This is a genomic window from Polyangium sp. 6x1 (genome assembly GCF_029946515.1).
In the GTDB taxonomy this organism is placed as follows: Bacteria; Myxococcota_A; Polyangia; order Polyangiales; family Polyangiaceae; genus Polyangium.
Genome location: NZ_JARZHH010000087.1, coordinates 1 through 24763, shown reverse-complemented (window position 1 = coordinate 24763; position 24763 = coordinate 1). Strand labels below are relative to the sequence as shown.

General features: G+C 69.7%; 15 protein-coding genes. 11 read left to right on the top strand and 4 right to left on the bottom strand.

What is annotated here, in order from left to right:
• The first annotated feature begins 6 nt into the window (after positions 1-6).
• From QHF85_RS43855 to QHF85_RS43845, 3 genes are all read left to right on the top strand, one after another.
• Positions 7-4806: a sigma 54-interacting transcriptional regulator gene (locus tag QHF85_RS43855; RefSeq protein WP_281333452.1), complete on the top strand. Its 4800-nt coding sequence runs from the start codon at positions 7-9 to the stop codon at positions 4804-4806.
• Between the two features lie 235 nt (positions 4807-5041).
• Complete coding sequence (locus QHF85_RS43850) at positions 5042-9655, top strand: hypothetical protein (RefSeq protein WP_281333451.1); 4614 nt, start codon at positions 5042-5044, stop codon at positions 9653-9655.
• On the top strand, positions 9621-9989 hold the full coding sequence (locus QHF85_RS43845) for a type II toxin-antitoxin system PemK/MazF family toxin (protein WP_281333450.1): 369 nt from the start codon (positions 9621-9623) through the stop codon (positions 9987-9989). Before QHF85_RS43850 ends, QHF85_RS43845 begins: the two co-directional genes overlap by 35 nt.
• A 16-nt stretch (positions 9990-10005) precedes the next feature.
• Here QHF85_RS43845 and phaZ read toward each other — a convergent pair whose 3' ends face one another.
• Positions 10006-11253, bottom strand: coding sequence for a polyhydroxyalkanoate depolymerase (gene phaZ / locus QHF85_RS43840; protein WP_348652810.1), 1248 nt, complete (start codon positions 11251-11253; stop codon positions 10006-10008).
• Positions 11254-11481: 228 nt separating this feature from the next.
• Between phaZ and QHF85_RS43835 the strand changes: the two genes are divergently transcribed.
• The 6 genes from QHF85_RS43835 (at position 11482) to QHF85_RS43810 (ending at position 18790) form a co-directional block, all read left to right on the top strand.
• On the top strand, positions 11482-12204 hold the full coding sequence (locus tag QHF85_RS43835) for a lectin-like protein (RefSeq protein ID WP_281333448.1): 723 nt from the start codon (positions 11482-11484) through the stop codon (positions 12202-12204).
• Positions 12205-12355: 151 nt separating this feature from the next.
• Positions 12356-12889: a hypothetical protein gene (locus tag QHF85_RS43830; RefSeq protein WP_281333447.1), complete on the top strand. Its 534-nt coding sequence runs from the start codon at positions 12356-12358 to the stop codon at positions 12887-12889.
• Between the two features lie 83 nt (positions 12890-12972).
• Positions 12973-13356 carry a hypothetical protein gene (locus QHF85_RS43825; protein ID WP_281333446.1) on the top strand — a complete coding sequence of 128 codons (384 nt, stop codon included), beginning with the start codon at positions 12973-12975 and terminating at the stop codon, positions 13354-13356.
• 14 nt (positions 13357-13370) lie between these two features.
• A complete protein-coding gene (locus QHF85_RS43820; protein WP_281333445.1) occupies positions 13371-14039 on the top strand; it encodes a glutathione S-transferase N-terminal domain-containing protein in 669 nt (222 codons plus the stop codon).
• A 220-nt stretch (positions 14040-14259) separates the two neighbouring features.
• The gene (locus QHF85_RS43815) at positions 14260-17064 is read left to right on the top strand and encodes a beta-propeller fold lactonase family protein (RefSeq protein WP_281333467.1); all 2805 of its coding nucleotides are present in this window, start codon (positions 14260-14262) and stop codon (positions 17062-17064) included.
• A 52-nt stretch (positions 17065-17116) separates the two neighbouring features.
• A complete protein-coding gene (locus tag QHF85_RS43810; RefSeq protein WP_281333444.1) occupies positions 17117-18790 on the top strand; it encodes an amidohydrolase family protein in 1674 nt (557 codons plus the stop codon).
• A 21-nt stretch (positions 18791-18811) separates the two neighbouring features.
• Here QHF85_RS43810 and QHF85_RS43805 read toward each other — a convergent pair whose 3' ends face one another.
• The 3 genes from QHF85_RS43805 to QHF85_RS43795 form a co-directional block, all read right to left on the bottom strand.
• On the bottom strand, positions 18812-19633 hold the full coding sequence (locus QHF85_RS43805; RefSeq protein WP_281333443.1) for a hypothetical protein: 822 nt from the start codon (positions 19631-19633) through the stop codon (positions 18812-18814).
• A 426-nt stretch (positions 19634-20059) separates the two neighbouring features.
• On the bottom strand, positions 20060-20338 hold the full coding sequence (locus QHF85_RS43800; protein ID WP_281333442.1) for a hypothetical protein: 279 nt from the start codon (positions 20336-20338) through the stop codon (positions 20060-20062).
• Positions 20339-20355: 17 nt separating this feature from the next.
• Entirely contained in the window at positions 20356-21054 is a 699-nt protein-coding gene (locus QHF85_RS43795) for a DUF1775 domain-containing protein (protein WP_281333441.1), read from the bottom strand.
• 116 nt (positions 21055-21170) lie between these two features.
• Between QHF85_RS43795 and QHF85_RS43790 the strand changes: the two genes are divergently transcribed.
• Together QHF85_RS43790 and QHF85_RS43785 are read left to right on the top strand one after the other, a co-directional pair.
• The gene (locus tag QHF85_RS43790; RefSeq protein WP_281333440.1) at positions 21171-21725 is read left to right on the top strand and encodes a hypothetical protein; all 555 of its coding nucleotides are present in this window, start codon (positions 21171-21173) and stop codon (positions 21723-21725) included.
• A 261-nt stretch (positions 21726-21986) separates the two neighbouring features.
• Positions 21987-24763, top strand: a 2777-nt coding sequence (locus QHF85_RS43785; RefSeq protein WP_348652809.1) for a hypothetical protein, incomplete at its 3' end; no start/stop codon positions are given.

Here is a 24763-nt window from a genome sequence, read left to right as displayed (position 1 = left end):
GCGGGCTTGGTCGTCCCCGGAGAGACCCTCGCCCACCGCTATCGGATCGTCGCGACGCTCGGCGAGGGCGGGCTCGCGCGCACGTTCCTCGCGAAAGATCTCGTCCTCGAGGCCGATGTCGCGCTGAAGGTGCTGCGGCGCGCGGAAGACGAATGGGCCCTCCGCGCCGAGCTCGGATACCTGGCCGGCCTCGTCCACCCGCACCTCGTCCGCGTGCTCGATTTCGGATCCCTGCCGCGCGACGGCGAGAGCGCGGCGCTGCATTACCTCGCGACCGAGGTCGTCGAAGGGCGCGAGCTCGATCGAGCGGCGCACGCGTTCGAGGCGCTGCGCGCGCCGCTCGTCGACGCTCTGTCCGCGCTCGCGTTCCTGCATCGCCTCGGGCTCCGGCACGGGGATTTCAAGCCCGCCAACGTGATCGTCGACGAGCGCGGCCGCGGCGTGCTGCTCGATCTGTCGTGCGCCGGACGGCTCGGGAGGGCCGCGGCGCCGAGCGGGACGCCGCGCTTCATCGCACCCGAGGTTCTTCGTGGAGATCGCGCTGATGCGCGCAGCGATCTCTATGCCGTCGGCGTCACGCTGCGGGATCTCGCGCGTGGGCACGCGTTGCCGCCGCAGGTGGAGCGGCTCGCGCGAAGGCTCGCCGATCCGGATCCCGCCGCGCGTCCCGCCTCCGCGGAGGAGGTCATCGAAGCGCTCGGCGGGCACGCGTCGTGGACGCGTGTTCCGCCGCGAGATGCGCCGCGGCTCGTGGGCCGCGAGGCCGAGCTCGGTCGGCTCGTCGCGATGCTCGACCGTCTCGAAGCGGGGATCGCCGGACCGCGGGTGGCCGTCCTCCACGGCCCGGAAGGCGCAGGGAGGAGCCGGCTCTTGCGCGAGCTCAAGTGGATCGCGCAGACGCGCGTCGCGACCGTGGAAGCCCTCGCCACGACGCGAAGGCCGTTCGGATCCCTCGTGGAGCGCGCCGTGGGCGAGCCTCTCGCCGAAGGAGGTTTCCGTGCTGCGCTCGAAGCGCGGGATCGGCTGGTTCGTCGTGGCACACCGGTGGCGCTGCTCGTGGACGACGTCCACCTCCTGCCCGACGACGACCGCGAGGCGCTCCGGGCCCTCGTTCGGTCGCTCGATCCAGCCGATCCAGTGCTCGTCGTCGTCACCACGATCGACCCCGCGAAGGGCGTGTTCCTCGACGGCGAGCCCGCCTTCACCGAGGCAATCGGGCTCGGGCCGCTCCCAGCGCACGCGGTGAAGCAATGGATGCTCGATGTCGGCCTCTCCGGCGCCGAGGCCGAGCTCTGCGCGGCCACGGGCGGGCACGCCGCGGCGATCGCCGACGTCGTCGCGGAGATGCAAGCCGGCAGCGCCGCGGAGGGCGAGCTCGATCGCGCCGTCACGAAGGGGCGATCCGCACGAAAGAAGCCCCGCGCCGCGGTTACGAGCGCGCTTCCCCCGGCCGAGGAGCGCGCGCTCGCCATGCTCGTCGCGCTCGCCGGCCGCGCGCGGCTCACGCTGCTCGGAAGCCTCGGAATCGGGGAAGCCGAGGTCTCCGCGCTCGTCGGCCGTGGCCTCGCGCGCCGCGATGCCGATGCCCTGCGGATCACGAGGCGGGAGGCCGCCGCGCTCGTGGGGAGCGAGGAGGCGATCTGCGAGGCCCACGCGGCGATCGCCGCGGCGTTCGACGCGCGTGGGGCCGATGTCGCGGCGTCCGCCGACGAACGCGTGGAGGCAGCTGGGCAGGCCGTGCGGCACTGGGCGCTCGCGGGACGCGCGACGGAGGCCGCGCATAGGCTCGCCGAATGCGGGGCCGATGCGGTGAGGCACCCGCGCGCATTCCGAAGCGCAGCCGAGGCGATGCTCGACGCCGAACACCCCGACGACGCGGCGTGGCTGCTCGCCGTGCGCGTCATCGAGCTCGCGGGCAATCCGGCGCGCGCGCGCGAGGCAATCGAACGAAGGCTCTCGCGCCTCGCGAGCGGCGCGCGACGCGGCGGCGCGCTCCTCACGCTCGCGAGCTGCCTCGCGCAGCAGGGAGAGGCGCAGCGAGCGCTCGGGGTGCTCGCCGAGGCCAGCCGCGAGCCGCTCGACGAGGTGGGCCGGGCGCGGCGCGCGGATCTCGAAGCGCGCGCGCTCACGCGGCTCGGGCGCCACGCGGAGGCGCGCGTGGTCGCGGAGGCCGCGCTCGAAGCTGCGCCCGCGCTCGCGGACGACGACGTGCGCGCCGACCTCATGGAGGATCTCGTCGTCGCCGCGACGCACCTCGGCGATCTGCGCGCGGCGCGCCATTTCCTGGAGCTCTCGGCCGTCGCGACCGAGCGCTCGCCGCGGCGCCTGCTCCGCGCGCGGAGCTACCGCGCCATTCACGACTACCGCGCGGGCGACGTCCGCGCGGCGCTCGCCGGCCACCGCGAGGCGCTCTGGGTCGCGGAGGAGCACGGCCTCAGCGACGCCATCGCGCGGACATGCTTGAACCTCGGCACCGCGTGCCACCAGCTCGGCAGGTTCGCCGAGGCCCTCGACGCCTACGAGCGCGGCGCGCGCGTCAGCCGCGCCCTCGGCCAGCGAGACGTCGGCCTCCTGTTCGCCTCGAACCTCGCGAAGCTCTGGGCCGACGTCGGCGCCTTCGAACGTGGCCTCCGCACCGCGACGCGCACCGAGGCGGACGCGACGGCCGCCGGGCTCGCGGCCATCGCCGCGTCGGCCGCATCGGCCGCGGGGGAAAACGCGTTTGGCCTCGGGGATCTCGTCTTCGCCCGCGACGCCGCCGAGCGGGCTCACGCCGCCTTCGTCCGGCTCGGCATGGCACGCGAAGCCGCCGAAGTCGCACTCGAACGCGCCGACATCGAGCTCGCGGCCGGCGACCTTGCGGCCGGCGCTCGCGCCCTCGATGCGGTGGCCGGCGAGGCGCGCGAGGCGCCCGACGTCGCGGCGCGCGAAGCGCTCGGGCGCGCGGAGCTCGACCGCCTGCGAGGTTTGTCCGCGGACGCGATGCGTCGGCTCGAAGAAGCGCTCTCCTTCGCCGAACGCGCGGGGCAGCCCGATCTCGTCGCGGTCTGCGCGAGCCGGCTCGCCGCAGCGCTCGAGCACGCGGGCGAGCGGGCGCGCGCCTTCCCGCTGCGCGCCCGCGCGGACGCGCTCTGCGAGCAAGCCGTCTCGGGCCTCGCCCCCGAGCTCCGGAGCGCGTTCTTCGCCCATCCACGACGCCGCGTGCGCGCGCCCGTCCCTCCGCGCGTCGCGGACGTATCCCAGGGGCGCGCGGACAAACTCGCGCGCTTGCTCGATCTCTACCGCAAGCTCAATGGCACCGACGAGGCGAGCGGCATCCTCGTGATGGCGCTCGACGCCGCGATCGAGCTCACGGGCGCCGAACGAGGGTTTCTCGTGCTCGAAGACCCGCGCTCGGGGGCTTTGCACGTGCCGGCCGCGCGGAACGTCGATCGCGAGCAGATCGGCAAGGTCCACCTCAAGTTCAGCCGCTCGATCGCCGAACAGGCGATGCGCACGGCCCAGCCCGTCTGCACTGCCGACGCGCGCGAGGACGAACGTTTCCGAGGCAATGCCTCCGTGCACGCGATGCGCCTCCGCTCCGTCATTGCCGTCCCGATTCGCTCCCCCGACGGCGTGATCGGCGCGCTTTACCTCGACAATCGATTCACCGAGGCGCGCTTTCGCGAGGCCGACATCGACCTGCTCCTCGGGTTCGCCGATCACGTCGCGCTGGTCCTCCGGCGCGCGCGCCTCATCGACGACCTCCGGCGCCGCACCGAGGAGCTCGAAGCCGAGCGCAGCAAGGTCGAGGAGCTCGCGCGGCTCCAGGCGGCCGAGATCGTGCGCCTCGGCGACGAGGTCCGCGCGAAGCAGGAGGCGCTCGATCATCGCCACGACGATCGGGGAATGGTCGGCAGGAGCCCTGCCCTCCGCCGTGTGCTCGCGACGCTCGACCGCGTCGTCGCGTCGCCGCTCCCGGTGCTCGTCCTCGGGGAGAGCGGCACGGGCAAGGAGCTCGTCGCGCGCGCCGTCCACGACGCGAGCGGGCGCCGGGCGGGCCCTTTCGTGGGGATCAACTGCGCTGCATTGCCGGCGAGTCTGCTCGAAGCGGAGCTCTTCGGCCACAAGCGAGGCGCCTTCACCGGCGCGGATCGCGACCGCGCGGGCCTCATGGTGGCGGCGTCGGGCGGGACGCTCTTCCTCGACGAGCTCGGCGAAATGCCGCTCGAAGTGCAGGCCAAATTGCTCCGCGTCCTGCAGGAGCGCGTCGTGCGCCCGCTCGGGAGCGACACCACGGTCCCCGTCGATTTCCGGCTGGTCTGCGCCACGAACCGGACCCTCCGTGCCGAGGTCCGCTTCGGCCGTTTCCGAGAAGATCTTTATTATCGCGTCGGCGTCGTGGAGGTCACGCTGCCGCCCCTCCGCGATCGGCTCGAAGATCTGCCCGAGCTCGCGGCGCACCTCATCACGCGCGCGGCCCGTGAGCTCGGCAGGAAGGCGCCGCGCATCACGCCGTCGGCCATGCGCGTGCTGCTCGCCCATTCCTGGCCCGGCAACGTGCGCGAGCTCGAAAACGTGCTCATGAAGGCGATCGTGCTCGCCGAGGGCGACGAGATCCGGGCTCAAGATCTCGGCCTCAGCGGCGCGCGGCCGCTGCCGTCGCGGCGTATCGAGCGGCCTCGCGGGGACGCCGAGCGCGAGGCCATCCTCCGCGCGCTCGCCGACAATGACTGGAACGCCGCGCAAGCCGCGCGCTCGCTCGCGATTCCACGAGCGACCTTCTATCGCAGGCTGGATCGTTATGGCATTGCGCGACCGAGGTGAAGCCATCGAGCGGCAGCCCGACGCGTCGGGGCAGCTCGTATTTCCCGTTGACAGGTTGCCTTACCTGGCTCCTCATGCGGGCGAGATCGGCGCGCGCCTCGGTTCGAAGGCCCGGGGCTCGGCAACATCCTGCGAGGAAACTGGCATGTTCACGGTTCGGCGAGCGTCCTCTCCCCTCGGGTCCCTGGTTCGATCGCGGCCGCGCGCGACGCGTACGGCCTTGGGCTTGGTCCTGATGAGCGCCTCGCTCGGGTGTACGAACGAGCGGGGGCCCGAGGACGGCGCGCAGGCGACGAACGCGTCTCCGAGCCACGCGCCGGCACCGGCGCCCGCGGCAGGGCAGCTCGGCCTCGGTGATGTCATGCGACGCGTCCACTTCGCGTTTCGCCGCGACGGTGATTCGTTCCACGGGGGCCACACGACGTACGCCGTGCGCGCGAATGCGCGGTCGTTCGAGGTCGCGCCCTACCAACCCGCCGGGGAGGCGCCCGGGCGCGATGCGGTGAAAGGGGCCGCCTTCGTCGCGACCCTGACGTCGATCGAGCGCGGCGGCGCCTCCGTGCAGGGCGCGCCCGGCGCGCGCGCGGACCTCGATCCAAACGCGCGCGTCGCCATCACGCACGGCGACGTCGTCGAGCACCTCGAAAACACCGAGCAGGGCGTCGAGCAGAGTTTTTCCTTTGCGTCGAAGCCCGAGGGCCGTGGGGATCTCGAAGTCCGGATCGCGGTCTCGGGAGAGACATTTTCGAAGGAAACCGAGACGGGGCTTCATTTCGTGGATCCGGCGACGGGCCTCGGCGTCCGTTACGGGGTCGCGACGTGGATCGACGCGCGTGGCCAGAAAACTTCGGTGCCCGTCGATTTCGAGGCGGGGCACATCGTACTGCGTGTCCCGGAACGCGCGCTCGACGAGAGCGTTTTCCCGGCCGTACTCGACCCGGTGATCGGACCCGAATTCGGGATCGACCAGGAAATCCAGTCCCCGGCGCCCGGGAATCAAACGGAGGCGGCCGTTGCGTTCGGAAATGGGAAATACCTCGTCGTCTGGCGGGACGGACGCACGGGCACGGATGACCTTTATGGCGTCCGTGTCACGAGCGCAGGGACGATCCTCGATACCTCCGGCATCCTGATCTCCGGCGCTGCGGGTGTGCAGCAAAAGCCCGACGTCGCGTACGACGGGACGAACTGGATGGTCACGTGGACCGACATGCGGCAAGACGCCCAGGGTGACATCTACGCCGCCCGCGTGAGCGACGGCGGCGCCGTGCTCGATTCCAGCGGGATCCCCGTTGCCACGGCGAGCGCAATGGGGGGAGAGGGACCGGCGGCCGTCGCGTTCGGCACGACGCACCATCTCGTCGCCTACAGGCGCAGTTACGGACTCTATGGCCGTTTGATCGCGCCCGATGGGACGATGAACCCGGAGTTCACGATCGCGACGAGCAACATCTACCTCGACGACATCAGCATCGCGTTCAACGGGGCGAACTATCTGGTGGTGTTCGACAACCTCGACGCGAGCTTCAACTACGTCCACGGCCGCCGCGTCTCGCCCGCGGGCGCGCTGCTCGACGCCTCGAACCTCACGATCTGCTCCTATTGCAACACGAGCGACCTCGACGTCGCCTCCGACGGCACGAACTGGTTCGCCGCATGGCGGGACAGCGGCATCTACGGCCAGCGCATCACGAATGCGGGCGCGGTGCTCGACACGAGCTCGGGCAAATACCTCGCGGCGAACGGCGCCGGCATCTCGGTGGTCTTCGCGGGCAGCGGGTACGGCGTCTTCTCGGAGACCACGAGCGAGATCTACGGCATGATGGTCGATTCGCTCGGCAACGTGACGATCCCGAAGACGGCTCTCGTCGCGGAGCCGGGGTCGAGCACGCTCGCGGCTGCGGCGCACGACGGGACGAATTTTTTCGTCGCGTTCCGGGACACGCGGAACACGAGCTCCACCAACCCGGCCGACGTCTTCGGGCTTCGGGTCTCGAACACGTTCGCCAAGGTCGACGCCACGAGCCAGATCCTCTCCCGCGCGGCGAACACGGAGCTGCGTCCCGCGGTGGCCTTCAATGGGACGGATTACCTCGCGGTCTGGGAGGATCGGCGCCCGGGCACGACGACGGACATTTACGGGGCCCGCTTGACGACGAGCGGGACGGTGCTCGATCCGAGCGGGCTCGCGATTTCGCAGGCCGTGGGGAGCGAATCCTATCCATCGGTCGCCGCGCTCGGCGCCGATTGGCTCGTCGCCTGGACCGATGGCCGCGCCGGTAGCGACGACGTCTACGCCGCGCGCGTCAGCGGCGCCGGCAGCGTGCAGGATCCGTCAGGGCTGCCGATCGCGAACGCCAGCGGAAGCCAAAGCACCCCCGCGGTGTCGTCCGACGGGACGAACTGGCTCGTGACCTGGCAAGACGCCACGAACGCCGAGATCTGGGCGCGCCGCGTCACCCCGGCCGCGACGCTGCTCGATGGCTCGGGAATTCAAGTTTCGACGGGCGGCGGCACCACGTCCGCGGTGGCCTACAATGGGACGAACTACCTCATCGCGTGGTCGAGGCCCGGGGCGATGGGGTACGACATCGCCGCGGCGCGCCTGACGAAAGCCGGCGCCGTGCTCGACACGGGCAACTTTGCCATCAACGTCGCGGCCACCTCCGCGAGCGAGAACAACGCCTCCGTCACGTCGAATGGTGTCGACTGGCTGGTCACGTGGGACAATAATGCCGACGTTCGTGGCGCGCGCGTCAATGACAGCGGCGCCGTACTCGACGCGATGGGGATCGGCATCTCGACGGCGACGAACACCCAGCGCGCGGCGCGAGCGGTCTGGGACGGCACGCAATACTGGGTCGTCTGGCAAGACGACCGCGCGGTGGGCGGCCGCCAGGATCTTTATGGCACGCGCCTCACGCCCGGCGGCGTCGTGACGGACACGACGGGCATCGTGCTCGCGAATGATCCGGCGCAAAATGAGCTCGCCCCTGCGATCGCCGCAGGTCCCTCCAAGGAGGCGCTCCTCGTCTACCAGCGCTTCGAGACCGCGCAGCCCTACGGCGGCGATCGGGTCTGGGCCCGCCTCGTCACGGATCCGACGCTCGGCGTGAATGGTGTGTCCTGCCAGACCGGCGCCCAGTGCGCGAGCGGCTCGTGCGTCGACGGCGTCTGCTGCAACACGGCGTGCAATGGCGCCTGCGTGGCTTGCACGGCGGCGAAGAAAGGCGCCGGCGTCGACGGCGAATGTGGTCCCATCGCGACGGGCGCGGATCCGGACGACGAGTGCGCGAATCAAGCAGCGAGCACCTGCGGCACGACGGGGAGCTGCAATGGCGCGGGCGCCTGCCAGCTTCACGCGCAGGGCACGGCGTGCGGAGCGGTCTGTGTGGGCGGCGCCGCGCAATCGAATGCGTGTGACGGCATGGGCACGTGCACCGCAGCCGGCGCCGCCACGGGCTGCGCGCCGTATGCCTGCGTGGCGGGGGCGTGCAACACGACCTGCGCGGCGGACGCCGATTGCGCGGCGGGCAACGTGTGCGTCGGCGGCGTCTGCGGCAAGCTCAGCGCCAATGGTGCAGCGTGCGCGAGCGACGTCTGGTGCCAATCGGGGGCCTGTGTCGACGGGGTCTGCTGCAACACGGCGTGCACCGGCCTCTGCGAGGCTTGCTCCGCGGCGAAAAAGGGCGCGGGCGCGGACGGCGTGTGCGGGCCCATCGCGAGCGGCACGGATCCCGAGAACGAATGCGCGCTCGAAGCCGCCGGGAGCTGCGGGCAGAACGGCCAGTGCAATGGCGCGGGCGCCTGCCAGCTCCATCCGCAGGGGACCTCCTGCGGGGCCTCGGCTTGTCAGGGCAACGTCGTCAAAGGGCAGATCTGCGATGGCATGGGCCAGTGCGTGAGCGATCCGGCGGGCAAGGATTGCGCGCCCTACGTTTGCTCGACGGGAGCGTGCAAGAATCCGTGCACGAACGACAACGAGTGCCTGTCCGGCAACCTTTGCCTCGGCGGGGCCTGCAAGCCGCCGGGGATGCCCGGTGTGCCCTGCGCGGCCGGCTCCGCGTGCGCCTCGGGCTTCTGTGTCGACGGCGTCTGCTGCGATGCGGCCTGCGCGGGATCCTGCGAGGCCTGCACGGCCGCCAAGAAAGGCCAGGGGGCCGACGGGCAATGCGGACCGATCAAGACCGGCTCGGATCCCGACGACGAGTGCGCGGCGCAGCCGCCTTCGACGTGCGGCTTCGACGGTCAATGCGATGGGTCCGGCGCTTGCTCGGTGTATGCGGCGGGCACGCCGTGCGCGGCCGGCGCCTGCGCCGGCACCACGCAGACGAACCCCTCACAATGCGACGGGAGCGGAACGTGCGCCCCGGGGACGCAAGTGAGCTGCGTGGAAGGATATGCGTGCGTCGGAGGCAAATGCGCCACGAGCTGCACGGACGATACGGCGTGCGCCCCGGACTACGTGTGCAATGTCGCGATGAAGTGGTGTGAGCCCGTGGGCCAGAGCGGCTCGGGCGGCGGATCCGGCTCCGGCGGCGGTGCGAGCAGCAGCTCCGGCTCCGGCGGGTCCCATCCCGGCGCGGGCGGCATGGGGGGCGACGGCGGGTCGAATCCCGGCGCCGGCGGCATGGGGGGCGACGGCGGCGCGGCATCCGGCTCCGGCGGGCGTGATTCCACGAGCGACGAGGGGTGCGGATGCAAGGTCGCGGGCGCCCCGCGCGCGGCGTCGCTCGCGCCGGGCGCGCTCATCGCATGGGCCCTCGGGATCGCCTTGCGCAGGCGCTCCCGCAAGCACGGAAACAGGAACACGAATGGCATCGGCTCCCGCGACGATCAACCGAGGTGACCTCTTCTGGATCGAGCCGGAGGAATCGCGCGGGTCGATCCCCGGCTATCCACACCCTCATGTGGTGGTCCAGGACGATGTCTTCAATCACGCACGCGTCCACACCGTGGTCGTGTGCGCATTGACGTCGAACCTGAACCGAGCCAGCGAGCCGGGGAACGTGCTGCTCGACGAGGGCGAAGGGGACCTGCCGAAGCGCAGCGTCGTGATCGTATCGCAGATCTCTTCGGTGGAGAAAACGCGGCTCGGCGCGCGCATCGGGGCGCTGTCCGACGCGCGCGTGGAGCAGATCCTGGACGGCCTACGATTTCAGCAGCGGTCGTTCTTCCGGTGACGCCGGGGCGCCGTCGTCAGCCGCCGTGGGCGCGGATGAAATCGCGCACCTGCGGATAGATGCTCTCCCGCCACTTCCGGCCCGAGAAAATGCCGTAATGACCGGCGCCCTTGGCCACGTGGTGCTTGTGCTTCTCGGCCGGGACGCCCGTGCAAAGCCCGTGCGCCGCCTCCGTCTGTCCGAGGCCGGAGATGTCGTCCTTTTCGCCCTCGATCGTGAAGATCGCCGTCTCCTTGATCGCCGCCGGCTGCACGCGCACGCCGCGCACGTCCCAGGTCCCTCGCGCGAGGGCGAACTCCTGGAACACGACCCGCACGGTCTCGAGGTAATACGCGGCGTCCATGTCGAGGACCGCGTTGTACTCGTCGTAGAAACGCTCGTGCATCTCGCGCGCGGCGGCGCCGGATTCACCCTTGTGCGCGTCGATCCAGTACCGGAAGCTCGCCTTCCAGTGGTTCTTCGGGTTCATCATGACGAACGCCGTGAGCTGGAGGAACCCGGGATAGACCCGCCGTCCCTTGCCCGCGTAGGGGCCGGGGACCTTGTGGATCATGTTCTTCTCGAACCACGAATACGGGTGCCTCGTCGAGAGCAGGTTCACCTCCGTCGGGCTCTTGCGCGCGTCGATGGGCCCGCCCATGAGCGTGAGCGAGCGCGGCGTCGCCTCGCCCGCCTGCGCGAGCAACGAAACGGCGCCGAGGACGGGAACCGTCGGCTGACAAACGGACACGACGTGCAGCGACCCGGCCCCGAGCAAACGCAAGAAGCGCATGACGGTGTGCACGTAATCGTCGAGGTGGAAAATTCCCTCCGTGAGGGGCACGTCGCGCGCGTCGAGCCAGTCGGTGACGTAGACGTCGTGGTCCTGGAGCAGCGTGCGAATCGTGTCGCGGAGCAGCGTCGAATGGTGCCCGGAGAGCGGCGCGCAGACGAAGACCTTGGGATCACTCGCGAGGCGCCGCGCGACCTCGGGATCCTCGGAGCGGCGCACGAAATGGATGAGCTTGCAGAAAGGCTCGGCGACGACGACCTCCTCGGCGACGGAGACGTTGACGCCGCGGACGTCGACCTCGTCAATCCCCCAGGGCTGCTTGGGGTACCGCTTGCCGAGGCGGTGGAAGAGGGCCTGGCTCGCGCCGAGCGCGCGCACGTGCGGCCACTTCGACAGGGGATTCCTCGGGTGCCGCAGCGCCTCGGCCGAGACCCCGGCCAGGTGCGCGAGCGGCTCGATCAGCGCCCGCTGCAGCTCGTAGAGGTGGTACATCTTCGGCGGCCTGAGGTACTGCGCGGCGGAGGAGAGGAGCGGAGGGCGCACGACTTGTTGCACCGCAACATAGCCAAACGGTCATGAAGATCAAGGACTTTTGGTCTTCGGCTTTGTTTGTGTTGCGGCGCAGCAGGACAGGGCGCCCGTGAGGACGGGGGCACGCGGCCGTGGGCCGCGTCGGCGAAAAAGTCCGCAAAAAACGCTCTCTGTTTTCGTCCGTGGGTCATGAGCAACGTTCGAGCATTCGTTCTTGGAAGTTTCGTGCTGGGGATGTCGCTTGGCGCGTGGGGCTGCGCGGCCGGGAACGGCGGCAGCGGCGGAGACGGAGGCGGGCAAGAACCGTCGAGCTCCGCGACGGGCGGCGGCGGAGGCAACGGAGGCGCTGGGGGCTCGGGCGAGGTCGCGGGCGGCGCAGGGGGCGATGGCGGTGGAGCGGGGGCAGGCGGCGGCGCCGTCTGCGGCGACGGCATCCTCGCCGGCAGTGAGGAGTGCGACGACGCGAACGCCGATCCGACCGACCGCTGCGATGGCTGCGCGGTGAAATGCCTGGAGGGCGAGCAGAAGTGGTCCGGGAACAACCACTGTTATGCCGAGTTCACTGCGCAGAAGACGAATTTCGCCAATGCACTCCAGGCCTGCGCCACGAGCGGAGGCTACATGGTCACGGTGACCAGCCAGGCCGAGCAAGATTTCCTGTTCGGCACGGTGATCGACAAGGCCATCCTCCTCCCCCGCTGGCTCGGGCTGACCGACATCGACACGGAAGGCACGTTCGTGTGGGGGAACGGCGAGCCCCTCGCGTACACCCATTGGCAGCAAAATCAACCGGACGACTACAACGCCTCCGAGGATTGCGTCGAGATGTACCACGTGACCGGCGAGTGGAACGACGACAACTGCACGTACGAATACCATTACGTGTGCGAATACGCGCCGCCCGGGCTGTAGCGCGCGGAGCCTCGTTCAGGCGCCGCTCCTCGAGGTTGCCCTCGATCGCATCCAGGAACCGCTCGCCGGCCTCCGTCCGCGTCGGCTCGCAGCGGCTTCGATGGCCGAAATGCCCCTTCCCGTCCCCGCTCCGCGGCGTCATGATGTCCCCATGATCCGCGTGACGCCGGCCCTCCTCCTGCTCGCCGTCGCCCTGGGCGCCTCCGGCTGCGCTTATCGTGTCCCGCCCACGCACATCCCCCCTTCCCTCGCGTTTTCGGCGGCCGATCTCGACGTCGACGAAATCAGGATCGTGGACCACGACCCGACCCGCGACGACACCGACACGCCCGCCGACATCTGGCAGGACACGGTGCAAATCCTCAGCAAGGCCGCCCGCGCTCGGCCTGGGGCCTCGGAGGGGGCGCGCGTGCGCGTGCGTATCGATCTGGAGCAGAGGTCCTCCATCTACGACGCCATGCGAGACGATGGAATCGCGGCCATGGGGATGCTCTTCGGGCTCTTCGGCCTGGTCATCGACAACGAAAAACTCTCGGTCGACGTGACCGTGGAGCGCGCCGGGCGCACCTTCACGGGCCACGGCTCGGCCCAGAAGCTCGGCAGCTTTTATGCGCCCGCGCGCAGGCGCGCCCTCGCCGTGGCCCTCGATCGCGCCCTCGCGGACGCGTCGACGAAAAGCCCTTGATCGCCCCCTGACATCTCTATTCCGGACGGGAAAATCCGTGTAGAGTCCCCGATGGGAGCGGGCCGACCGGCCTGGGGGAGCACATGGGCATTCTCGTCTTTCTGGTCTTCGTGTTTGGCGTGTACACGTTCGTCGCGCGCCTGAGACGCAAGGAAATCCCCGAGGAGACGCGGCAGATCGGGGCGCGGCTCGGGCGCTCGGCGCACGGGGCGATCCCGCTGCCGGGCTTGATGGGGCAGGCGCCCGCCGATTTCATGCCGGCCGAGCCCTGGCGCGAGACGGTCGGCCCGCCCGACGACCACACGCTCGTGCTCGACGCCGCGGGGCGCCCCGTGGCGAACGAGCCCCTGCCCGACCCGGGTGATCTCGGCCCGTACCGGGATCCTTCGGTGGCGCTGATTTCGACCGCCGAACCCAGGCCGAGGCGCCGAAAGAAAAAGCAAAAACGCCCCCCGACGGAGGCCTGAAGCGGAGAAACCCCATGACCATCCTCCTTTACGATCTCGTCGCCGAGGGCGATCGACGCCCGAGCCCCTTCTGCATTCGAACCAAGCTCGCCCTCGCGCACAAGCGCCTCGCGTTCGAGACGGTGCCCGTGGCGATGACCGACATCCCCGCCCTCCACGGTGGCGCGTTCAAGACCGTGCCGATCCTGAAGGACGGCGACCACGTCGTGGGGGATTCGTGGGCCATCGCCGATTACCTCGATCAGGCCTACCCCGATCGCCCGCCGCTCTTTCATTCGCCGGAGGAGCGCGGCCTCTGCCGATTCTTCGAGGCCTGGTTGTTCTCCAGCGTGCTCCAGCAGGTCGTGCGGTTCTACGTGAAGGACATTCACGACCTCGTCCTCGAAAAGGACCGCGGCCATTTCCGCGCGACCCGCGAGGCGAGGCTCGGGTGCACGCTGGAGGAAGCCGCGGCCGGCCGCGAGGCGCGGCTCGACGCGATGCGCGCGGGCTTCGACCCGGTCCGGCTGACGCTCACCCACCAGGGCCAGCCGTTCCTCTCGGGACCAGACCCGGGGTATGCCGATTTCATGCTGGTCGGCGTCCTCTCGTGGATCGAGGCGATCGGCACCGTGCCGCTCGTCGTGGACGGTGATCCCCTGGTCGCCTACCTCGAACGCGTCCGTGCGTCGTCGAAGTGTTGAAAATTCGTCAATCGGCCCCCTTCGGGCCGCGCCTGACCTGGTGTAAGGCGTCCCCCCGAAACCGTCAGAAACTTGCCTGCAAGCGTAAGAACGGACCTGCGTAACATCTGGACCTTTACAAATCTGGAACACCGGGATAAGGTGGACCTTCCTTTTTATTCACTCATCGCCTGCTCGCGATGAGCGACTCCATTTCGTGCACGGAGGTCCCATGCCGTTCATGCGCCCCCCGGCGGCGATCCGGCCATTTCGCCGCCCGATCCTCTCCATTCTCGCTGTCGCGCCGCTCCTCGCGGGCCTCTCGGCGAGCACAGAGGCGTCCGCGGATACGCCCTACACGCTCTTCGAGAGCGGGCAAGTCCGCCCCGTCGCCCTGTCGCCCAACAAGAAGTTCCTGTTCGCCGTCAATACCCCGGACAATCGCCTCGAGATCTTCCGCGTCGAGCCCTCTGGCCTGTCCCACCGCGGCTCCGTTCCGGTGGGGCTCGAGCCGGTCGCGGTCGCCGCGCGCTCGGATGACGAGGTCTGGGTCGTCAATCACCTCTCCGACAGCGTCAGCGTCGTGAAGATCGGACCGCTCGGCTACCAGGGCGCCGTGGTGCGCACGCTGCTCGTCGGCGACGAGCCGCGCGACATCGTGTTCGCCGGACCCGGCAAGAACCGCGCATTCATCACGACGGCCCATCGCGGCCAGAACGTGCCATACAATCCGCAGCTCACGACGCCCGGCGTCGGCCGCGCCGACGTGTGGGTGTTCGACGCCGGAAACCTCGGCGCGACGCTCGGCGGCGCGCCCCTCAACATCCTCACGCTCTTCAGCGATACGCCCCGCGCGCTCGCGGTGACGCCCGACGGCTCGCGCGTCTATGCGGCGGCCTTCCACTCCGGCAACCGCACCGCGGCCCTCAGCGAGCTGCAAGTCCCCGACGGCGGCGAGGCGGCCGGCGGCGTTCCGGGGCCGAACACGAATGCCCAGGGCGTGCCCGCGCCCGAGGTCGGCATCATCGTCAAGCACGACGGCGAGCACTGGAAGGACGTCGTCGGCCGCTCCTGGGACAGCGCGGTGCGCTTCTCGCTGCCGGACAAGGACGTGTTCGTGATCGACGCGAACGCAAATCCCCCGGCGCAGCTCTCGGGTTCGTCCGGCTATTACACAGGTGTCGGCACGATCCTCTACAACATGGCCGTGAACCCGGTGAACGGGAAGGTCTACGTCAGCAACACCGAGGCCCGCAACGACCTGCGCTTCGAGGGCCCGGGCACGTACGCGGGCGAGACGCTGCGCGGCCACCTGCACGAGAGCCGGATCACGGTGCTCGGCTCGGGCGCTCCGGCGCCGCGGCACCTCAACAAGCACATCGATTACGACGCGTATCCGGCGCCCGCCGCCGTGAACCAGAAGACGCTCTCGCAGCCGGTCGGGATGGCCGTGTCGAGCAACGGCGCGAAGCTCTACGTGGCGGCGTTCGCCTCGTCGAAGATCGGCGTGTACGACACGGCCGCGCTGGAGAACGACACGTTCGTGCCGAGCACCGCGAATCAGATCGAGCTCTCCGGCGGCGGGCCGACGGGCATGGTGCTCGACGAGGACTGCGGACGCCTGTACGTGCTCACCCGCTTCGACAATTCGATCGCGATCGTGAACACGACGACGAAGACGGAGATCGGGCACGTCTCGATGCACAGCCCGGAGCCCGAGAGCGTGATCGAGGGGCGTGCCTTCCTCTACGACGCGCGCCTTTCGTCGAGCAATGGCGAGGCGGCGTGCGGAAGCTGTCACGTCTTCGGCGATCTCGACAGCATGGCCTGGGATCTCGGCAATCCCGACGGGCTCGTCCTGAACAACCCCGGCCCGTTCGTCCCGGTCAAGCCCGAGCTCGTCCCCGTCTTCGGAACCGATGATCCGACCTTCGGCCAGAACCCCGATTTCCATCCGATGAAGGGGCCGATGACGACGCAGAGCCTGCGCGGCATGGCGAACCACGGGCCAATGCACTGGCGCGGCGACCGCACGGGCGGCAACGACGAGGCCTCGTCGCAGCCGGACGACGGGACCTTCGACGAGAACGCGGCCTTCAAGAAGTTCAACGGGGCCTTCGTGGATCTGCTCGGCCGCAATGCGACGCTCTCCGCCGAGCAGATGCAGAAGTTCACGGACTTCGTCCTGCAGGTCACGTATCCGCCGAACCCGGTCCGCAACCTCGACAACTCGCTCACGCCGTCGCAACAAGCCGGCCGCGATTTCTTCTTCACCCAGAACGTCGCGTCCCAGGGCGCCTGCGAGGCGTGTCACCGCGTCGATCCCGAGGCGAACCCGAGCGACGCCTTCCCCGGGTTCTTCGGGACCGCCGGCTTTGGTTCGTTCGACGCGACGACCCAGATCCTCAAGGTCCCGCACCTGCGCAATGCATACACGAAGGTCGGCATGTTCGGCGCCGGCTTCACGAGCGGCAATCGGGCGCCGGATCCGTTCCTCGGCGACCAGGTCCGCGGCTTCGGCCTCAATCACGACGGCACCGTGCCCGAGCTCTTCACGTTCGTCAGCGGCTTCGACCAGGGCCCGCTGAACCCGGCCGGCATCCCGAACACGCCGGCGGGCAACCAGGCGAAGCTCGACATGGTGGACTACCAGCTCGCGTTCGAATCGAACATGGCGCCGATCGTGGGGCAGCAAGTGACGCTCACCCAGGCCAACCAGACGGTCACGTCGGCGCGCATCAACCTGCTCGTCGCGCGGGCCGACGCGGGCGAGTGTGATCTCATCGTCAAGGGCCGGCTCGTGAACGAGATCGGCCTGGTGTACGTCGGCACCGGGCAATTCCTGGTCGATCGCGCTTCGGTCGCGCCCGTCACGAGGGCCCAGGTGGAGTCGGTCCTGACGGCGAACGGCAAGGCGCTCACGTATACGTGCGCGCCTCCGGGCTCCGGCGTTCGCATGGGCATCGACCGCGACCTCGACGGCTTCCTCGACGGCGACGAGCAAGTCGCGGGCAGCGATCCGGCCGATCCGACGAGCACGCCTTGAGCGCGTGTTGACAATCCCGCGGGGGCCTGGAAAAACCATCCGGGCCCCCGCGATGCCGCGCCTGCAAAAGCGTCTCCTCCCTGCCCTCCCGCTGCTCGCGCTCCTCGCGGCCTGCAGCCCCGCGCCGCCACCTCCCGAAGCGCCGCCGCCTCCCGAAGCGCCGCCGCCCGCGCCGCCGCCGCCGCACACGCTCCCGCTCGCGTCGTCGCCGCCGCCCGCGCCTCCGCCCGCGCCTCCGCCGCCGCCTCCGCCGTTCCGCTCGGACGAGGTCTTCCGCCTCGCGATCCGCGGAGGCCACGTCATCGACGGCTCGGGCGCCCCGCGTCGCCGCGCGGACGTCCTCGTCCGTGGCGATCGCATTGCCTTCGTGGGCGACGTCGATCCCTCCGTGCGCGCCGAGCGGACCCTCGACGCCGCGGGCGCCGTCGTCACGCCCGGCTTCATCGACGCCCATTCCCACGGCAATCCGCTCGGCGACGTCGAATATGCCCTCGCGATGGGCGTCACCACGCTCGTCGTCGGCCAGGACGGCCGCAGCCCCGCCACGCGCATCGGCCCCTGGCTTGCGAAAATCGACGCCGGCAGGCCCCGCGTCCACGTCGCCACCCTCGTCGGGCACGGCACCGTCCGCGGCCTCGTCGGCGCCGCTCTCCTGACGAAGCCGAGGCCTGCCGAGCTCCAGCGAATGCGTGATCTCGTCGCCCAGGCCCTCCACGACGGCGCCTTCGGCCTCAGCACCGGCCTCGAATACGACCCGGGGCGCGGCGCCTCGATGGATGAGCTCGTCGCCCTCGCCGAGCCCGTCGGCGCGCGCGACGGCGTCGTGATGAGCCACCTCCGCAGCGAGGACGACGATCGGATCGAATCCTCGCTCGACGAGCTCTTCGAGATGTGCCGCAAGGCCAAGGCCCGCGCGCACGTCGCGCACCTGAAGATCGTCCTCGGCCACGGCGCCGCCCGCGCCGAGCGCCTGCTCGCCCGTATCGAAAAAACCCGCGCCGCGGGGCTCTCCGTCACGGCGGACCTTTATCCGTACACGGCGAGTTACACCTCGCTCGCCGTCCTTTTCCCCGACTTCGCGCGCCCGCCGTCCTCGTATGCCGACGCGCTCCGGAGCCGGCGGCCCGAGCTCGCCGCCTTTTTGCGCGCCCGCGTGGAGAAACGCAATGGCCCGAAAGCGATGCTCTTCGGGACGGGCGCATTCGCCGGCAGGACGCTCGAAGAGGTCGCCACTTCGCGCCGTGTCCCGTTCGAGGACATCCTCATCGACGTCGGCCCCAACGGGGCGGAGGCCGCATACTTCGTGATGGACGAGGCTGTCGTGGCGCGGCTGTTCGCCGATCCGTTCGTCATGGTCGGCACGGACGGCGGCGGCGGCGGGCGGCATCCGCGCGGCTTTGGCGCATTCGCGCGGGTGATCGAGGATCTCGTCGAAAAGCAGCGCCTCGTTTCCCTGGAAGAAGCCGTACGCAAGATGAGCGATTTGCCCGCCAGGACGCTCGGGCTCGAAGGGGATCGAGGCTGCGTGCGCGAGGGGTGCGGGGCCGATCTGCTCGTGTTCTTGCCGGGCGAGATCCACGAGCGCGCGAGCTTCACCGCGCCGCATCGGCTCGCGGAGGGAATGCGTTTCGTGGTCGTCGGGGGCGTGGTCGAGCGCGAGGGAGGCAAACCTACGGCGGGTCGTGGGGGGCGCGCGCTTCGATTTTCGGGGGCGAATCGGCGGTGAGCGGAATCTGGATAGGCCGTGTCAGGGGCTCTCGCAGAGCTCGTTCGAATCCGCGCTCGTGATCCCGCCCGCCTTGCATTGTACGCGATAGCAGTAGACGGTCGCGGCCGAGTATGCCCCGTCGTCGTGCTGCTCGGTCGTGCTGCCTCCGAGCGTGTAGACGAGCGAGAACGCACCGCCGTTCTCGCTCCGGAAAAGGAGGACCTTGTCGCAGCCCGCCGCGGTCCACACGACGTGGACCGCGTCTCCCATCGGGATGAGGTCGACCAGCACGGGAGGCGTCGGCGCGGGTGGCGCGTCGTAGTCGCGGGGCCAAACCAATCGCCCCGGCGCTCCCTCGGCGCCCTGCTCGGTATGGCATTTGTTGCAATCCCCGTCGGTCTGGAGCGCATTCATGGAACGCGTGACCCCATTCGCGACGAGCCGCGCCGTATAGGGGACGGGCACGCCCGCGGCGACGGCGCTCGACATGAAATTGCCGGCGGCGTTCGGCGTGAGCGTCATCGTCACCTTGCCCATCGCGTCGAGGATCTCGACCTTCGCGCCGGGGGGCGGCGGGCTCATGCAGAGGTCTTTCTCGTGGAACGCAGGAAAGACCGTGCCCATGAAGAAGTAATTGAAGGTCGACGCCTGGGTCTTGTGACACGCGCGACACGCGGTACCCGGGTTCATCTGCGCGGTCGGGGTCGCGTTCGGATCCCAGGTCTTGCCGCTCGCGCACGTGGTCTCCGCAGGTTTGGCGGGGATGGCCCCGCAGGTCCCCGGCGGCATCCCCGCCGCCACCCATTGCTCGAACACCGCCACCTGCCCCGCCGATGCAGGAGGTTCGGAAAGCGGTGGCATGGGCAAAACCGCCGACTTCATCCGTTCGAGGCTTTTCTCACCGACCGTTTTGCCGGAGCTCGCATGCGGCGCGAGGAAATCGTGCCGGGAGAGCAGGGGCGCGGGCGCTCCCGCCGCGACCGGGGAAGAATGGCAGCTCGAACAGACCTCTTCGACGACCTCTCGCACATCGCAGGGCAGCTCGTTGGGTCCGAGGTCGATGACGCCGCCATCGCCTCCGGTCCCCCCAGAACCCCCGCCACCGTCGGGCTTGTCGGGAACGACGGCGGGGAAAGGTTCGAGGGTGCACCCCCAAAAGGGCGCGGCGACCAGCAGAAGCAGGTGAATGGAAATATCCCGGATGCGCATGGGCCGACGGAGTATCGCCGAGCGCAGGGCGATCGACCATGCGACGTTCTGTCGCATCCGGCGTCGCCGTGGCCGGCTTTACTGCGGGAGGCTGAGGCCGGGCGGGACGTACTCGCAGGGAAGCTTTCCGCTCGGCGGCCTCAAAAGTGCGTCCCGCTCGTCGAGGCACGGGACGAGCGCGGTGGGCTGTCCGCCGCCGGCCCCCCCGCCCCCGCCGGAGGAGCTCGAGCTCGACGAGCCATCGCCGCCGCTGCCGCTCGACGACGCCGAGCTACCGGTGCTCGTGTTCTGCGAGGGCTCGTCGGAGCACCCCCAGAGACAGGCCAGCGCGGTCACCACAAAGAGCCAACGTTTCATGACGGCTCCCTTCGTGGCTAGTAACGGACCCAGATTTCGTCGTTCGCCTTCACGCCGTCCGCCGAGAGCAACGTGACGCCGGACGTGCCTTTGATGAGGTCGACGGTGTTGTCATTGAAGCTGTAGGCGTCCGTGCCCCGCCAGACGATGTGAGCGTCGCTGAAGAAAACGCTCAGGTCCGCGATATCAGCGGGCACGGTGTACTTATTCCAGCCCGGCAGATGATCGGGGACGATCGCCTGCGCGGCGGCGGGCTCGCCCATCTCGCCCGGCAACGCGACCCACTCGGCATACGAGAGCGTCGCGTCGGCGGCGCGGCAGACCTGATGGACCTTGTAATAGATCGACGTGAAAGGCGCGCTGGGCGCCTTCGCGCGGAACGCGAGCCTGTAATAATTCGTATCCCCGGGCAGGGCGTCCGCGTCGTCCTTCTGCCACGTCACGGTCGTCACGAGCGCGGGATCCGCCGCGTCGTACGTGAGCGAGGTCTTGCCGAAATCGCTCGACATCGGGCGCACCGAGATCATTCCCTTGGGGATCTCGACCGTGATGGCATACGTGTCCGAGCCTTCGCAGCCGTGGCCGACGCTGAGCTCGACGACGGTGGTCTTGCCGGCAATGAGCGTCGGGCTCACCGCGCTGATGTGCGCCTCTGCGGCGGCGCTCGTCGCGAGCGCGCCCGCGAGGATCGAGAATGTAAGCGGCGTGTGTTTCATTTCCATGTTCTCCTTCGAAGCTCGGGCGAAGGACTAACATGCCGGGCGAGGCCGTCCGTGCGTCATGATGTCGCACGGGAAGCGAGCCGCAGAGGCGCGTGGTAGTGCCGAAGCAAATGTCTCGAACGTCTCGCAACACGGTGCTCGATCGACATCATCGAACCAGGGCGGAGCGCCTGCTTTCAGCGGCGAGCGCGCTTTTCGTCCTCGCCACGGCGAGCTGCGCTCGGCGCGACGACGAATCCTCGAAGCCGACGCCGCATCCATCCGCCTCCGGCGCGCCGCAAGCGACGGCGCCGCAAGAGAGAGGCGCGGCGGTCGACGCCGAGCCGCAGCCCGATTTCATCAAGCATCCTCCGGTCCACATGAAGCCCGCGTGCGCGAGCTCGAGCGAGAGCGCCGCGAGCGACGGGGGTCATCGCTGCGTCGCGCTGACCCTGCGTTGTCCCGAGCTCGACCGGGGCGAGTCGGTATGGCTCGCGACGACGCCGCCCATCACGAAGGTCAAGCTGCCCGAAGGATCGCGGGGCCTACGCGTCACCGGCGAGGACGAGGTCTCGGCCACGGTCTGCTGCAAGACCACGAGCGCCGATCCGCAGCCCGTCAAAGCGCAGATCAGGCTCTTCACGAATGAAGTGGCCGGCGCGGTTCATACGCTCGACTGTCCTTGAATGAATGCCACGAACGATCGAAAGCCGTACGGCTCGATACGTCACACAAACGCCACTTGACGTGCTCTTCGAGCGGCCGTTATACGTGCGCGCATGTCTCGATTTGCCGTGTTGACACCTATTTGGCCCCGGCACATGGTCGCCGGTGCCTTCCTGGCGGTAGCCGCTTCGTGTGGCTCCGATTCCGTTCCAGATTCCCCGTTCGAGCCTTCGGCGTCGTCGTCGCCTGCAACGTCGACCGAAATGCCGAAGGATCTCCGCGTGGCCTACATTCATGCCGTCCAGTCGGGCGCCTCGGAGGCTTATGGCGCGAGGTGGGTCGGGCCGGAGCTCGTCGAGGCGGACAACGATGCTGCGGGCTTCGTGACGACGCTCTCCAGCGCGGGCGTGGTGCTCGCGTCGACCGAGGAGCCCTGGTCGCTCGAAATGCGCACGGCGGCGCTCGGCTGCGAGGGGGCGACGATGCCGGTCTCCGCGGCCCCGCCGAAGGCCACGGGCAATCGCATTGCGTACGAGCATCCCGAAATCTCCGCGTGGTACCTCAATGGCCCGCTCGGGCTCGAACAAGGGTTCGTCCTCGAGCGCGCGCCCCATTGCGCGGGGACGAAGGTCGTCGAGCTCGCGCTCGGCGGCGAGCTCCACGCAGAGCTCGACGACGCCGACGGCGACGGGCGCGGGGAGGTCATCCGGCTCGTGGACGACGCAGGCCGGGTGGCGCTCTCGTATACCGATCTCTTCGTGAAGGACGCGGAGGGCAAAACGCTGCCGGCGTGGATGTCGGTGGAGGCGGGGCGGATTGCGCTGCATGTCGACGACGAGGGGGCGGCGTATCCGGTGGAGATCGATCCGCTGATCGGAATCCAGCAGGCGAAGCTTTTGGCGAGTGATGGGGCGACGTCGGATCGTTTTGGCCATCGTGTCGCGGTGTCGGCGAACACCGCGCTCGTGGGCGCCCCGCTCGACGATGACAAGGGGCAAGGCTCCGGCTCCGCCTACGTCTTCGTGCGCAGCGGCAGCACGTGGACCCAGCAGGCGAAGCTCGTGCCGGCCGATGGGGCGGCGGGCGACCAATTCGGCGGCTCGATCGCGCTGTCGGGGGACACGGCGCTCGTCGGGGCCGGCCTCGACGACGACAAGGGGAGCGACGCCGGCTCTGCCTACGTCTACGTGCGCAGCGGCAGCACCTGGACCCAGCAGGCGAAGCTTTTGGCGAGTGATGGAGCGCCGGACGACTGGTTCGCGTATTCGGTCGCGCTCTCGGCGGACACGGCGCTCGTGGGGGCCGTGCAGGACGACGATAAGGGCTTCAGCTCCGGTTCCGCCTACGTCTTCGTGCGCAGCGGCAGCACGTGGACCCAGCAGGCGAAGCTCGTGCCGATGGATGGCGCGACGAGCGACGGTTTCGGCAACGCGGTCGCGCTGTCGGCGGACACGGCGCTCGTGGGGGCGTACGGGGACGACGACAATGGAAGCAGCTCCGGCTCTGCTTATGTTTTCGTGCGCAGCGGCAGCGCCTGGACCCAGGAGGCGAAGCTCTTGGCGAGCGACGGCGCGGCGAATGACCAGCTCGCCTGGTCGCTCGCGCTGTCGGGGGACACGGCGCTCGTGGCGGCCCCGTGGGACGACGACAAGGGGACCGAATCCGGCTCTGCCTATGTGTTCGTGCGCAGCGGCGCCGCCTGGACCCAGGAGGCGAAGCTCGTGGCGAGCGACGGGGCGGCGTCCGATTATCTTGGTTATTCGGTCGCGCTGTCGGGGGACACGGCGCTCCTGGGCGCGTACCGGGATGACGACAAGGGGAACGACTCCGGCTCGGCCTACCTGTTCCTGCGCAGCGGCAGCGCCTGGACCCAGCAGGGGAAGCTCCTGGCGAATGATGGAGCGTCGGATGACCAGTTCGGTTATTGGGTCGCGCTGTCGGGCGACACGGCGCTCGCGGGGGCCCTGTTCGACAGCGACAAGGTATCCCTCGCCGGCGCTGCCTACGTGTTCGTCCTGGCGGTGGGCAATGGCTCGCCCTGCGCCTCGGGCGCCACGTGCGCGAGCGGCTTCTGCGTCGACGGGGTGTGCTGCGACAGCGCGTGCGGCGGCGGCGTCGGAAACGATTGCCAGGCTTGCAGCGCTGCGGCGGGCGCAGCCTTGGACGGGACGTGCAGCGCGCTCGCCATGGGCACCGTATGCCGCGCGTCGGGCGGAGCGTGCGACGTGGCAGAGAGCTGCGACGGCGTCGCGACGGTGTGCCCCGCGGACGGGAAGGCTGCGCAAGGGACCGAATGCCGCGGGTCTGCGGGTGCTTGCGACGCCGCGGAGAGCTGCGACGGGACGTCGAATGCTTGTCCGGTGGACACCAAGGTCGCGGCCGGCACCGAATGCAGGGCGTCTGCGGGCGCTTGCGACGTGGCCGAGACTTGCAACGGCACGTCGAATGCTTGCCCCGTGGACACCAAGGTCGCGGCCGGCACCGAATGCAGGGCGTCTGCGGGCGCTTGCGACGTGGCGGAGACGTGCAACGGCACGTCGAATGCTTGCCCCGTGGACACCAAGGTCGCGGCCGGCACCGAATGCAGGGCGTCTGCGGGCGCTTGCGACGTCGCCGAGAGTTGCGACGGCGCGTCGAATGCTTGCCCCGTGGACACCAAGGTCGCAGCAGGCACCGAATGCAGGGCATCTGCGGGTGCGTGCGACGTCGCCGAGAGTTGCGACGGTGCGTCGATTGCTTGTCCGGTGGACACGAAGATCGCGGCGGGTACCCCATGCAGGGCATCTGCGGGCGCTTGCGACGCTGCCGAGAGTTGCGACGGTGCGGCGGTGAATTGTCCTCCCGATGCCGCTTTCCCGGACGGGACGGTATGCGACGATGGCGATGCGTGCACGGAGGGCGATTCGTGCGAGCTTGGCGCTTGTAAGTCCGGCGCCACCCAGCCGAACTGCGGCAGCGGCGGCGCCGGCGGAAGCGGCGGCGCTGGCGGAACCGGCGGAAGCGGTGGCGCCGGCGGAAGCGGCGGCGCTGGCGGCAGCGGTGGCGCCGGCGGAAGCGG